Here is a 13,061-nt window from a genome sequence, read left to right on the forward strand (position 1 = left end):
TCAGCTCTTTTCTTTTTCTAAGGGGGCGAGCATGCGGAGATGTCCGTTTAGCACCTCGATTGAAGCCGGCGTTTTTGTGCAGATTTCGCCGTCTGTATCGGCTTCCATTGGGAGGGCGGTTTCAACTTCAACGGTTTGCCCCTGATAATAGGAGAGCTCGCCTGCAAAGGAATCCCATTCGGGATCATCCATTGCAAAAAGTTCTTTCAATGCAGCCAAATTCGTATTCCGGCAGACGAGGATGTCCGCTTTTCCGTCGTTAATGCTCAGCTGCGGAAGGGGGATCTTGTTTGTTCCGATAAATGGTCCGTTCAGCACGACCACCATGACCGCTTCGTCAGTAAACTCTTCTCCGTCGATCGACAGGCGGAAAGAGAAAGGCTCAAGATTGGAGATGGTCCGCAGTGCGCTTGTAAAATAACTGATTCTCCCGAGCAGCGCTTTTTCCGTTTGATTGATATGGGTGGAAGCTTCCGTAATCAATCCGATGCCCCAGAAGTTGAGACAATAATGATCATTTGCTTTTAACACATCGACCGGGACAGGTTTTCCATTGACGAGCGCTTCCGCCGCTTTTTCAATGTTCTGGGGAATGCGGAGCGCCCTCGAAAAGTCGTTGCATGTGCCGCCCGGGAGAATGCCGATATCTGGCTTCGTTTGAAGCTGGCTGATGCCGTTAATGCATTCGTGCACCGTTCCGTCACCGCCTAATATAAACAATTGCCCGATATCCTCCCCGATCTTTCGGCAAAATTCGAATGCATCACGTTTCTTTCTCGTCGGTTTTACGATGAGTTCGTCTATAGCCTGTGAAAGAACAGGTACGGCAGCACCCAGTGTTTTTTCAACATTTTTTTGTCCTGCATTTCCGTTGTAAATCAGCATTGCTTTCTTTCGGTTCATAAAGGTGCTCCTTTATTTGATAGAGTCTTTACTTATTTTTCCCCGGGCTGCCCGTGCCATAAACCTGAAGGAACACGAATCGCCTGATTTGCGGTTCGGACGGTTTCAAAGTATCATTAGAACAGATGAGCAAACAGCGCCTTTAGCATCATGCTAAAGGCGGCTAAAAAGGAGAGATCTTAAAGTGAACATGGATTTTAATCTGTTTATGAATGATGTCGTGCGCCAAGCCAGACAGGAAATAACGGCTGCCGGCTACACCGAATTGAAAACGCCTGAAGAGGTCGATGAAGCGCTCACGAAAAAAGGGACTACGCTTGTGATGGTCAACTCCGTCTGCGGCTGTGCAGGGGGAATTGCAAGGCCAGCCGCACATCATGCGGTTCATTACGATAAGCGCCCGGATCATCTCGTCACCGTTTTTGCCGGACAAGACAAAGAAGCGACGGCTCGAGCAAGGGGATATTTTGAAGGATATCCGCCCTCTTCTCCGTCATTCGCTCTTTTAAAAGACGGCAAGATTTTAAAAATGGTCGAACGCCATGAAATTGAAGGCTATGAGCCGATGGCTGTCATCACTAAGCTTCAAGGATTGTTTGAAGAATACTGTGAAGAAGTATAAGGTAAAGGAAATACCGCCTGCCAAAACAGTGGCAGGCTTTTTTTATGTATAAAAATTCTTTTTATATGCAATCAGAAAGATAAAAACACAGGCTTTCAATTGGTATTTAAATGCTTGTTTGAAGGTTTTTCAGTTATTTTTCAAAATGGTATTGCATCTGGCCTAGAAAATGTTTAAAATACATATCAACGAATAAATATTCAAAAAAGGTTCAGGGGGATACACAACATGAAAAAATGGATGTTACTGGTAGTGGCAGCATGTGTCACATTTGCATTGACTGCATGCGGGACGAGCAGCAGTTCTGCTGATAAAAAAACATTGGTGATGGGAACTTCAGCCGATTACCCGCCTTTTGAATCGAAAGACGGAGATAAGATTGTCGGTTTTGATGTTGATCTGGCCAATGCACTGGCTAAAAAAACGGGCCATGAAATCGAAGTGAAAGACATGGACTTCAACGGCCTGGTGACCGCTCTTAAAACAAACAAAGTCGACATCGTGCTTTCAGGAATGACGCCGACGCCTAAACGCAAAAAGCAGGTCGATTTTTCAAACGTCTATTATACGGCTCACAACATGATCGTTACAAAAAAATCAAGCGGCATCAAATCGCTTGACGATTTGAAAGGAAAAACGGTCGGCGTGCAGCTTGGCTCCATTCAGGAAGAAAAAGCGAAGGAGCTTACGCCGGATTATAATTTAAAAGTTGAAAACCGCAACCGCATTTCGGATTTAACCGAAGAAATCAAAGCGGGCCGCTTTGACGCAGCAATCATAGAGGATATCGTTGCCGAAAAATATATTAATAAAAATGAAGAACTGGTTGGCTACAATCTGCCGAAAGAACCGGATGAAAAAGCCGGCTCCGCGATCGCCTTCAAAAAGGGAAGCGATTTGACCGAGAAGTTCAACAAAGCGCTTGAAGAAATGGAGAAAAGCGGAGAACTTGAAAAGCTGAAAGAAAAATGGTTCGGCGGAGAAACGAAAAAGTAAGCGTGAAAAGTTCAACTTTTTGTTGAACTTTTTTTTCTAAAGCGATGTGCGCCTCTTTGATGATGAGGCGGGAGAGGGAGAGTCACATGAATTTTCTTGATTTTTCTAGTACAATACCCGAGATGCCTTTCATTTTGGAAGGCTTGGGCGTCACCTTAAAAGTGGTCGCGGCTGCGGCCGTGCTTGGATTTTTGCTGGGGGTTTTGATTACGCTTTTAAAAATCAGTTCGATCAAGCCCCTCGCATGGATTGCCGATTTTTACACTTCCATATTCCGGGGGACACCGCTTGTTCTGCAGCTGATGATCGTCTATTACGGGCTGCCTCAGGTGCTGGGCTTCGATATTGATGCTTACTGGGCGGCCGTCATCGCATTCGGCTTAAATTCCGCCGCTTATGTGTCAGAAATCATCAGAGCCGGAATCAATGCGATCGACAAAGGGCAAAAAGAAGCGGCGATGGCGCTGGGCGTCCCGTATGCAAAGATGATGAAGGATCTCTTGCTGCCGCAGGCCTTTAAAAATATCATGCCAGCGCTGATCAACGAATCGATTACACTGACAAAGGAATCGGCTGTTGTCACCGTCATCGGACTCGGCGATATTATGAGACGAAGCTATCAGGCGGGAGCGGCGATCTACAGCCCGCTTGAGCCGATGCTGTTTGCGGGTCTCATCTACTATGTGCTCGTTTTGATCCTGACGTTTGTCGGCAAAGCGATTGAAAGGAAGCTGAATGTCAATGATTAATGTTCGCAATCTCTCAAAATCTTTCGGAAAGCACGAGGTGCTTAAACATATTTCCGTTTCCTTTGAAAAAGGCGAAGTAGCCGCTGTCATCGGTCCGTCAGGCTCAGGCAAGTCCACGTTTCTGCGTTGCTTAAACATGCTCGAAAAGCCGACGGAGGGCAGCATTTTCATTCAGGATCAAGAGATTACAAGACCGAAAACAAATGTGCTGAAAATCAGAGAGAACATCGGCATGGTCTTTCAGCATTTTCATTTGTTTCCGCATAAAACGGTTCTTGAAAATATTACGTATGCACCTGTCCATGTCAAAAAAGAAAGCAAACAGGCAGCAACGAAAAAAGCGGAAGAACTGCTTGAGAAAGTGGGGCTTATCGATAAAAAAGATGATTATCCGAACCGTTTATCAGGGGGGCAAAAGCAGCGCGTTGCGATTGCGAGGGCGCTGGCGATGAATCCGGACATCATGCTGTTTGACGAGCCGACATCGGCCCTTGATCCTGAGATGGTCAAAGAAGTGCTTCAGGTGATGCAGGATTTGGCGAAAACCGGGATGACGATGGTGATCGTGACGCACGAAATGGGCTTTGCCAAAGAAGTCGCCGACAGGGTGCTTTTCATGGATGAAGGAACCATTGTCGAAGACGATGATCCTAAAGCGTTTTTTTCTTCTCCAAAATCGAAAAGAGCTCAAGACTTTTTAGAGAAAATACTATAAAATAAGCTGAAGAAGATGCTGATCTTCTTCTTTTTTATTCACTAAGACTAGCAGAAAAGATTGGGGTTAACGATGTTTAAAATAGGTTATCGCACATTAAAAACAGCGCTTGGCACAGCATTGGCCATCTATATCGCACAGCTGCTCGGCCTTCATAATTTTGTGTCGACAGGGATCATCACGATCCTCTGTATTCAAGTGACGAAAAAGCGGTCCCTTCAGGCATCATGGGCCCGGTTTGCGGCATGCATTCTTGCGATCGTTTTTTCATACGCGTTTTTTGAACTGATCGGCTATCATCCGGCTGTCATCGGTCTGATGCTGCTGTTCTTTATTCCGACAACCGTTCTTCTGAAAATAAAAGAAGGAATCGTCACAAGTTCGGTCATCATTCTTCATCTTTATATGTCAGAAGGGATCACCCTTTCTCTCATTTGGAATGAATGCCTCATCATCATTACGGGAATCGGCGTTGCCCTGCTGATGAATTTGTACATGCCGAGCCTCGATAAAGAGCTCAAACAGTATCAGCAGAAAATCGAAGATAACTTTGCCAAGATTTTTGAAGAAATCGAACGCTATTTGCTGACCGGGGAACAGGACTGGACGGGAAAAGAGATTCCTGAGACGCACCGTTTGATCAATGAAGCGAAGACCCTGGCATACCGTGATGTGGAAAATCACTTTCTCAGGCACGAAAATCTCTATTATCACTACTTTAAAATGAGAGAAAAGCAGTTTGAAATTATCGAAAGGGTCCTGCCGAAAATCACGTCGATTTCGATGACGGTTGAACAGGGGCATATGATCGCAGCGTTTCTTCATGATTTAAGAGGAGCCATCCATCCCGGCAATACGGCTCATAAGTTTTTGAAGCGGCTCGTGAAAATGAGAGAGGAAATTGATGAGATGGAGCTGCCGACGACACGCGAAGAATTTGAAGCGCGCGCTGCTCTTTTCAATTTTCTCGGCGAAATGGAACAGTATCTTGTGATTAAGAGCTACTTTAAAGGAATTAAATCTCCTGCATAACCGCATGAGTTTCTCCTTCATTGGTCAATCTAATGGAACAGGGGGAAACCCGTGCGGTTTTTTCTATTCCTGCGGAAGTCCGGGCTTGAAAAAAAGCAGGCGTTTCTCCGCAAAAAGAGCCGCCTGCTTTCATGATTTGTATTAAAAAATCATGCTGAGTCCGGTAAGCAGAGTCGTCAGCACCATGACGCCGATCATTAAAATAACCATGAATTTGATGAATTTTCGAGACAAGCTTTTCACCTCTGTTTTTTAATCTCCCATTATTTTATACTGCTTTTTTTCATCGGACAAGTTTCGTGTAAGAATCAAATAGAGAAGGGGCAGAACACGATGAATATGTTTGAAAGAGTCGACGATTTAAACAACAGCCGTCAACAAGCTTTGCTTGGGGGCGGGCAGGAACGGATCGACAGGCAGAAGCAAAAAGGCAAGCTCACCGCCAGAGAGAGAATCGATCTTCTGCTTGATGAGGGAACGTTCACTGAGCTGAATGCTTTTGCCAGAAGCCGGCAGTCCGGCGGCCCGTTAGGCGACGGGGTTGTCACGGGATTCGGAAAAATCGACGGGCGGCCCGTTTATCTGTTTTCCCAGGATTTTACCGTCACCGGCGGAGCGCTCGGAGAAATGCACGCCAAAAAAATAGCGGCCGTCATGGATCTTGCCCTCAAAAATAAGGCCCCTTTCATCGGTCTGAACGACTCAGGTGGTGCGAGAATTCAAGAGGGTGTGCTATCATTAGATGGATACGGTCATATTTTTTACCGAAATGTCCTTTGCTCAGGCATCATTCCGCAAATCTCTGTCATTCTCGGCCCTTGTGCGGGCGGCGCGGTTTATTCTCCAGCTTTGACCGACTTCGTTTTTATGAACGAAAAAACCGGACAGATGTTCATTACCGGTCCGAAAGTCATCAAAACGGCGACAGGCGAAGCTGTCAGCTCCGGAGAATTGGGGGGCGCCTATATACATAATTCAATCAGCGGGAATGCCCATTTTTCCGGGGATTCCGATGAGGCCGTCCTCAGTGAGGTGCGCAAGCTCTTGTCCTACATCCCCCAGAATCACGAAGAAAAGCCCCCGGCTAAGGCGAGAAAGGCGAAAGACGATGAGATAAGGCCTGATTTAATGACGATTCTGCCTGAAGACGGTCAGCGGCCGTATGACATCAAACAGATCATCGCGGAAATCGCAGACAGCGGAACATTTTTTGAAGTGCAGCGCCACTTTGCCAAAAACGCGGTGATCGGTTTTGCAAGGATAGCGGGGGAAACGGCGGCGATCGTGGCCAACCAGCCGAAGTATTTAGCCGGAAGCCTCAGCATGGATGCGGCTGACAAAATCGCCCGGTTTATCCGTTTTTGCGATTCCTTTCAGATCCCGATTTTGACTTTGGTGGATTGCCCCGGCTTTCTTCCGGGAATACGCGAAGAGCACGGCGGGGTGATCAGACACGGCGCTAAAATCCTTTACGCGTATGCGGAAGCCGCCGTCTGCAAGGTGACGGTCATTTTAAGAAAAGCATACGGCGGAGCATATGTCGCTTTAAACAGCAAGGCGCTTGGAGCGGATGCCGTGTTTGCTTGGCCGAATGCAGAAATTGCAGTGATGGGCGCCTCGGAAGCTGCAGATGTGCTGTTCGCGAAGGAAATCGAACGGTCGGAAGACCCGCGGGCCGCCCGCGAGGAAAAAATCCGGAAATGCATGCACGCTTCAAGCCCTTTTGCCGCTGCAAGATACGGCATGGTAGACGATATCATCGATCCGAAAGAGACGCGGAAGAAGCTGATCCAAACGTTTGACATGCTGAAGAGCAAAAGAGAAATCCGGCCGGACAAAAAGCATGGAAATATACCGCTTTAAAAATGGAGGGGAAACTAGCATGAATGAAAAACGCCTGTTAGAAGAGTTTTTAGAACTTGTGCAAATTGATTCCGAGACAAAACACGAAGCTGATATTTGCAAGGTGCTGAAAGAAAAATTTGCTGCTCTTGGAATGGATGTCGTGGAGGATGACACCGCGCCAAAAACGGGGCACGGAGCGGGAAACCTCGTGTGCACGCTTCCTGGAACGAAAGAGGCGGACACGATTTACTTTACATCCCACATGGATACCGTCGTGCCCGGAAAAGGGGTGAAGCCGGTCATTGAAGACGGATATGTCAAAACAGACGGCACAACGATTTTGGGAGCTGACGACAAAACAGGCCTTGCAGCGATGCTCGAAGCCGTAAAAGTGTTGAAAGAAAAAAACATTCCGCACGGAACGATCCAGTTTATCATTACGGTCGGCGAAGAATCGGGGCTTGTCGGAGCGAAAGCTTTAGACCGATCGCTGATCAAAGCCGATTACGGATATGCGCTTGATTCCGACGGGAAGGTCGGCAATATTATCGTAGCAGCGCCGACACAGGCGAAAATTAGAGCAACTGTCTACGGAAAAACGGCTCATGCCGGAGTAGAGCCGGAAAAAGGAGTCTCCGCGATCACGATCGCTTCAAAAGCGATTGCCAAAATGCCGCTTGGCCGCATCGACGAGGAGACGACGGCTAATATCGGCCGCTTTGAGGGCGGAACGCAAACCAATATCGTCTGCGATCAGGTCGACATTCTCGCTGAAGCCCGTTCGCTTGTTCCGGAAAAAATGGAAAAGCAGACCGAAAAAATGAAGCAGGCGTTTGAAGCAGCCGCCGCTGAAATGGGTGGCAGAGCCGAGGTGGAAATCGAAGTCATGTACCCGGGCTTTAAATACAAAGACGGGGATCTCGTCGTTGAAATCGCCAAAAAAGCCGCCGGGAAAATCGGCCGTCCGTACGAGCTATTGACGAGCGGCGGAGGAAGCGATGCGAACGTCATCGCAGGACACGGCATTCCGACTGTAAACCTTGCAGTCGGATATGAACAAATCCATACGAAAAACGAAAAAATGCCGATTGAGGAACTTGTCAAAACTGCAGAAATGGTTGTTGCCATTATTGAGGAAGTAGCAAACCCGTCATAAAGGCGGGTTTTTACAGGGACCGTTTCAGCTCGAGCCGATGGTTTCAGCGGAAACGGTCACACTACCTGAAGTCGCGATCGAGAAGATGGAAGGGAAACGCAAAAAAGCTTGCGCCTTTAAAGGCGCAAGCTTTTTTATTTTGTAGCCGATTCAGCAGGCTGAATGGCTTTTTTGTTTTTTTGGTAAACTTGATGAAGAACGACGGATTGAATCGTCAGAAGCAGTCCGCTTGTCAGCCAGTACAGCGGCAGGGCTGCAGGGACGTTGATCGAAAAGATCGTCATCATCACAGGGAAAAAGAAGCCCATGATTTTGGCGGACTGCTGAGCCGCCGGATTTGTTTGGGCGTTCTGTGCGTTCAGCTTTTGAGACACATAGAACTGGATAAAATACATGAACCCGGCGCATAAAGATACGATAATATCCGAATGCCCGAGGTTAAACCAGAGAAAAGAGTGTGAAGCAATTTCGGGCGTCGAGCGGATCGCATAATAAAAACCGATCAGGATCGGAAACTGAATCAGCATCGGCAGGCAGCCCATCGCCAGCGGATTGATGTTATGCTTTTGGTAAAGCTGCATCATCTCCTGCTGAATTTCCCTCTGCTTCAAAGGATCTTTCGTCTTTTTTAGCTTGCTTTGAATCGCATCCAGCTCAGGTTTGACAAGCGCCATTTTTTCCTGCATGGCCCGCTGTTTTTTATACTGGTTGGCAAACAGCGGAAAGACGAGAACCCGGACGATGATGGTCACAAAAATAATCGACAGTCCGTAGTTTCCGTGGAAAAATCCGGCGATTCCTTTAATCAGCTCTGAAAAAGGCCCCACGACATAGTGTTGGAAGAAGTTGTCGCTTCCTCCGGTACTGCCGGTGGCTGCCGAAGCTTGTTCACCTATAAACATGGTCATGATCAAAAACATTGCAGTCGCAAACAATTGTTTTAATTTCGTGTTCAACACGTTCTCCTCCTTCTGAATAAAAGGGCCCGTCTGCCGGACACCTTTTCCCGTTTAAATTGAAAGAAGAAGGGAACGGTGGTCTTCATCGTCGTTCGATGAAGCTTTCATGCGAATGACTTTACTTATCCATACCGTAATGCGATGATATAGGATGATAAGAAAATCGATTGCAGAAACAAACTGTATTGCATGATATTCTTCAAACCGTTTCGTTTTCCAGCTGTCGCCCGTACTGCAGTCCTTTAGGATGAGGGCGATACCGATCGCCGTCAGTGCGGGAAGGACGATTGTGAAAAACTCAAACAGTAAAAAAGCATCGTTGAAAGATTCAAGAATCATCTATTATCACTTCCGTTTCATTTAACATCTTACTATATGAATGCCGGGATGTCTAATCTGAGTACCAGGAGGGAGCCGTTTTGTCTGCTGATAAACAAAAGGGAAGAGTCATCTTTCATATCGATATGAACAGCTTTTACGCGTCTGTTGAAATGGCGTATGACCCTTCGCTGAAAGGCAGGCCGCTCGCCATCGCGGGAAATGCAAAGGAGCGGAAAGGCATCGTCGTCACGTGCAGCTACGAGGCGAGAGCACGCGGCGTAAAACCGCCTATGCCGCTTTGGGAAGCGAAGCGGCTCTGCCCCGAGCTGATCGTCAAGCCGCCGAATTTCGACCGCTACAGAAGCTCTTCAAGAGAAATGTTTCAAGTGCTCAGGGAGTATACGGACCTTGTCGAGCCTGTTTCCATTGATGAAGGGTACATGGATTTAACGGACACGCCATACAGAAATCGGGCATATGAAACGGCGAAGGAAATTCAAGAGCGCCTTCAAGAAGAACTGCTTCTTCCGTCAAGCATCGGGATCGCTCCGAATAAATTCCTGGCCAAAATGGCTTCGGATATGAAAAAACCGCTCGGCATTACGATATTGAGAAAGCGCGAAGTGCCCCGGATTCTTTGGCCCATGGACATCAGCGAGATGTACGGAGTCGGCCGGAAAACCGCTGAAAAGCTCAAGACGCTTGATATCGGCAAGATCGGCGATTTGGCTGCCGCAGATGAGTATGCTTTAAAGCGCCTCCTAGGTATCAACGGCCCCCGTTTAAAAAGGAGGGCAAACGGCATCGACACCGGAGAGGTGAATCCCGACAGGATATACGAATTCAAAAGCGTCGGCAATTCCTCGACTCTCCCGTATGACAGCAAAGATGAGAAGGAATTGTGCGGCCTGATTGACAAGCTTTCCGTCTCAGTAAGCGACAGGCTGAAGCGAAAAGAGGTCATGGCAGCAAAAGTTTTCATCATGATCCGCTTTGCGGATTGGACAAACATAACCAGAAGCAAGACCCTTCTGAATCCGACCGATTCAAGAGAAGATATTGCGAAGGAAGCGAAAGCCCTTTTCAGGCAGCATTGGCACGGAAGTCCTGTCAGACTTTTAGGCGTGACGGGAACAGACCTCGTCAATCGGAAGGAAGCCGTCAAACAGCTTGATTTATTTTCGTTTCATGAGGATGCCAAAGATGAGCCGATCCAAAAAGTGATGGCCGAATTGAATGAAAAATATGGAACAGACCTCATCAAAAAAGGGATCAGGATCGTGAAAAAAGAAAGCAAGACGAGCGGAACAAGCTTTAACAAAGATTTTTTCCAGGACGAGAGACAAGATCAATAGCTTGAAAATGTAGGTCAAAGTGTGGTAATTTCAATTTAAATAAAAATTAAACTAAAATGCTAAACGCTTTAGAAGGGACGTTAGACATGGCAAAACAACAAATAGGTGTAGTTGGTTTAGCAGTAATGGGAAAAAACTTGGCTCTAAACATTGAAAGCCGCGGGTTTACGGTTTCTGTTTACAACAGATCAAGCGAGAAAACGGAAGAGTTTCTGAAAGAAGCCGAAGGCAAAAACGTTGTCGGTACATACAGCATTGAAGAGTTCGTTCAATCTCTTGAAAAACCGCGCAAAATTCTGTTGATGGTCAAAGCTGGAACACCGACAGACGCAACGATTCAATCGCTCCTGCCTCATCTTGAAAAAGGCGACATTTTGATTGACGGCGGAAATACATATTATAAAGATACGCAGAGAAGAAACAGAGAGCTGGCCGAAAGCGGCATTCACTTCATCGGCACCGGTGTTTCCGGCGGTGAGGAAGGCGCTCTGAAAGGTCCTTCTATCATGCCAGGCGGACAAAAAGAAGCCCATGAGCTTGTCAAGCCGATTCTTGAAGCGATTTCTGCAAAAGTAGACGGCGAACCGTGTACGACATACATCGGTCCAGATGGCGCCGGCCATTATGTAAAAATGGTTCATAACGGCATCGAATACGGAGACATGCAGCTGATCTCAGAATCATACTTTATTTTGAAACACATTGTCGGTCTGTCTTCAGATGAGCTTCACGAAGTCTTCTCCGAGTGGAATAAAGGAGAGCTTGACAGCTATCTGATCGAAATCACGGCTGATATTTTCACGAAAAAAGACGAGGAAACTGGCAAGCCGCTCGTTGACGTCATCCTCGATAAAGCAGGTCAAAAAGGCACAGGAAAATGGACGAGCCAAAGCGCTCTTGACCTGGGCGTGCCGCTTCCGATCATTACGGAATCCGTTTTCGCCCGCTTCATTTCTTCCATGAAAGAAGAGCGCGTCAAAGCAAGCAAGCTTCTGACAGGTCCTGAAGCGAAACCGGCCGCCGAGAACAAAGAAGAGCTGATCGAAGCGGTCAGAAAAGCACTCTTCATGAGCAAAATCTGTTCTTACGCACAGGGCTTCGCTCAAATGAAAGCCGCATCAGAAGAATACGGCTGGGATTTGAAATACGGCGATATCGCGATGATCTTTCGCGGAGGATGCATCATCCGCGCGGCGTTCCTGCAAAAAATCAAAGAAGCGTATGACCGCGATCCGGGGCTTGACAACCTGCTTCTTGATCCTTACTTCAAAAATATCGTTGAAGGCTATCAGGGCGCTCTCCGCAAAACGATTTCTCTTGCGGTTGAACAAGGAATTCCTGTACCTTGCTTCTCAAGCGCTCTCGCTTATTTTGACAGCTATCGCACTGCGACATTGCCGGCCAACCTGATTCAGGCGCAGCGCGACTACTTTGGCGCACATACGTATGAGCGTACAGATAAAGAAGGCATTTTCCACACTGAGTGGATGAAATAAGATGTAAAACCGCAAGCTGAAAAGCTTGCGGTTTTTTGATTTCGGAAGGATGCATGTTTAAGCGCTTCTGTGGAAACCTACTCAAAAGAGAGTTTCAATAAGGAGGAATTAACCCATGTATCCTAGTTTAGAGGGAAAAACGGTGGTTATTACAGGGGCGGGTACAGGTCTTGGAAAAGCGATGGCACTTCGCTTCGGTTCTGAAAAAGCCAATGTAGTGATCAATTACTTCAAGGAAGAAGAAAATCCTGAAGAGACGGTGAAGAAAATAGAAAACAGTGGAGCGCGCGCGATTGCCGTTCAAGGAGATGTCTCAAAAGAAGACAATGTAAAAGCGCTGATCAGACAGGCCGTTGATTCATTCGGTTCCGTTGATGTGATGGTGAACAACGCGGGGGTGGAAAATGAAGTACCTTCTGAGGATTTGTCTCTGGAAGACTGGAACCGCGTCATATCAACTAATTTGACAGGGATGTTCTTAGGATGCCGGGAAGCGATCGGCTATATGCTCGATCATAATATTAAAGGCTCGGTCATTAATATGTCGAGCGTCCATCAGCAAATCCCGTGGCCGCATTTTGTCCATTATGCGGCAAGCAAGGGCGGGGCAAAACTGCTGACGGAAACCCTTGCCCTTGAATATGCCCCGAAAGGAATTCGGGTAAATGCGATCGGACCCGGTGCGATCGATACGCCGATTAACGCCGAAAAATTCGCTGATCCCGAATTGAAAAAAGGCGTTGTTGAATTGATTCCGATCGGGTATATCGGAAAGCCGGAGGAAGTCGCGGCTTGCGCGGCCTGGCTCGCATCCGAAGAAGCGAGCTATGTGACGGGCCTGACGCTGTATGTGGACGGCGGAATGACGAAATACCCGGGATTCCAAGCTGGAAAAGGATGAAAAGAAGGCGG

The 13,061-nt window shown here is 47.3% G+C and carries 14 protein-coding genes; 10 read left to right on the top strand and 4 right to left on the bottom strand.

The window, feature by feature from the left end:
- Positions 1-903 carry a YegS/Rv2252/BmrU family lipid kinase gene (locus M1E03_RS08745; RefSeq protein WP_020452112.1) on the bottom strand — a complete coding sequence of 301 codons (903 nt, stop codon included), beginning with the start codon at positions 901-903 and terminating at the stop codon, positions 1-3.
- Between the two features lie 184 nt (positions 904-1,087).
- Between M1E03_RS08745 and M1E03_RS08750 the strand changes: the two genes are divergently transcribed.
- The 5 genes from M1E03_RS08750 to M1E03_RS08770 all read left to right on the top strand — a co-directional run bounded on the left by M1E03_RS08750 (position 1,088) and on the right by M1E03_RS08770 (position 5,017).
- The gene (locus tag M1E03_RS08750) at positions 1,088-1,525 is read left to right on the top strand and encodes a BrxA/BrxB family bacilliredoxin (protein ID WP_023855153.1); all 438 of its coding nucleotides are present in this window, start codon (positions 1,088-1,090) and stop codon (positions 1,523-1,525) included.
- A gap of 228 nt (positions 1,526-1,753) precedes the next feature.
- Complete coding sequence (locus M1E03_RS08755; protein WP_023855152.1) at positions 1,754-2,521, top strand: transporter substrate-binding domain-containing protein; 768 nt, start codon at positions 1,754-1,756, stop codon at positions 2,519-2,521.
- Between the two features lie 86 nt (positions 2,522-2,607).
- On the top strand, positions 2,608-3,270 hold the full coding sequence (locus M1E03_RS08760; RefSeq protein ID WP_020452110.1) for an amino acid ABC transporter permease: 663 nt from the start codon (positions 2,608-2,610) through the stop codon (positions 3,268-3,270).
- Complete coding sequence (locus M1E03_RS08765) at positions 3,263-3,985, top strand: amino acid ABC transporter ATP-binding protein (protein WP_023855151.1); 723 nt, start codon at positions 3,263-3,265, stop codon at positions 3,983-3,985. Before M1E03_RS08760 ends, M1E03_RS08765 begins: the two co-directional genes overlap by 8 nt.
- 72 nt (positions 3,986-4,057) lie before the next feature.
- Positions 4,058-5,017 carry an aromatic acid exporter family protein gene (locus M1E03_RS08770; protein WP_020452108.1) on the top strand — a complete coding sequence of 320 codons (960 nt, stop codon included), beginning with the start codon at positions 4,058-4,060 and terminating at the stop codon, positions 5,015-5,017.
- A gap of 141 nt (positions 5,018-5,158) precedes the next feature.
- On the opposite strand, the gene prli42 is transcribed toward M1E03_RS08770, so the two are convergent.
- Entirely contained in the window at positions 5,159-5,251 is a 93-nt protein-coding gene (gene prli42, locus M1E03_RS08775) for a stressosome-associated protein Prli42 (RefSeq protein ID WP_023855150.1), read from the bottom strand.
- Between the two features lie 99 nt (positions 5,252-5,350).
- Here prli42 and M1E03_RS08780 point away from each other — a divergent pair, with 99 nt between their 5' ends.
- Positions 5,351-6,880 carry an acyl-CoA carboxylase subunit beta gene (locus M1E03_RS08780; RefSeq protein ID WP_020452107.1) on the top strand — a complete coding sequence of 510 codons (1,530 nt, stop codon included), beginning with the start codon at positions 5,351-5,353 and terminating at the stop codon, positions 6,878-6,880.
- A gap of 19 nt (positions 6,881-6,899) precedes the next feature.
- On the top strand, positions 6,900-8,018 hold the full coding sequence (locus M1E03_RS08785; RefSeq protein ID WP_023855148.1) for a tripeptidase T: 1,119 nt from the start codon (positions 6,900-6,902) through the stop codon (positions 8,016-8,018).
- A gap of 134 nt (positions 8,019-8,152) precedes the next feature.
- On the opposite strand, the gene M1E03_RS08790 is transcribed toward M1E03_RS08785, so the two are convergent.
- Both M1E03_RS08790 and M1E03_RS08795 read right to left on the bottom strand, forming a co-directional pair.
- Positions 8,153-8,938, bottom strand: coding sequence for a membrane protein insertase YidC (locus M1E03_RS08790; protein ID WP_229029995.1), 786 nt, complete (start codon positions 8,936-8,938; stop codon positions 8,153-8,155).
- A gap of 90 nt (positions 8,939-9,028) precedes the next feature.
- Positions 9,029-9,316 (bottom strand): hypothetical protein, encoded by a 288-nt coding sequence (locus M1E03_RS08795; protein ID WP_020452104.1) that lies wholly within the window; start codon positions 9,314-9,316, stop codon positions 9,029-9,031.
- Positions 9,317-9,441: 125 nt separating this feature from the next.
- Here M1E03_RS08795 and M1E03_RS08800 point away from each other — a divergent pair, with 125 nt between their 5' ends.
- From M1E03_RS08800 to M1E03_RS08810, 3 genes are all read left to right on the top strand, one after another.
- On the top strand, positions 9,442-10,653 hold the full coding sequence (locus M1E03_RS08800; RefSeq protein WP_458110798.1) for a DNA polymerase IV: 1,212 nt from the start codon (positions 9,442-9,444) through the stop codon (positions 10,651-10,653).
- Positions 10,654-10,739: 86 nt separating this feature from the next.
- Positions 10,740-12,149 carry an NADP-dependent phosphogluconate dehydrogenase gene (gene gndA, locus M1E03_RS08805; protein WP_020452102.1) on the top strand — a complete coding sequence of 470 codons (1,410 nt, stop codon included), beginning with the start codon at positions 10,740-10,742 and terminating at the stop codon, positions 12,147-12,149.
- A 115-nt stretch (positions 12,150-12,264) separates the two neighbouring features.
- Positions 12,265-13,050 carry an SDR family oxidoreductase gene (locus tag M1E03_RS08810; RefSeq protein WP_020452101.1) on the top strand — a complete coding sequence of 262 codons (786 nt, stop codon included), beginning with the start codon at positions 12,265-12,267 and terminating at the stop codon, positions 13,048-13,050.
- The last annotated feature ends 11 nt before the right edge of the window (positions 13,051-13,061 follow it).

The organism is Bacillus sp. PK6-013, from assembly GCF_054161445.1.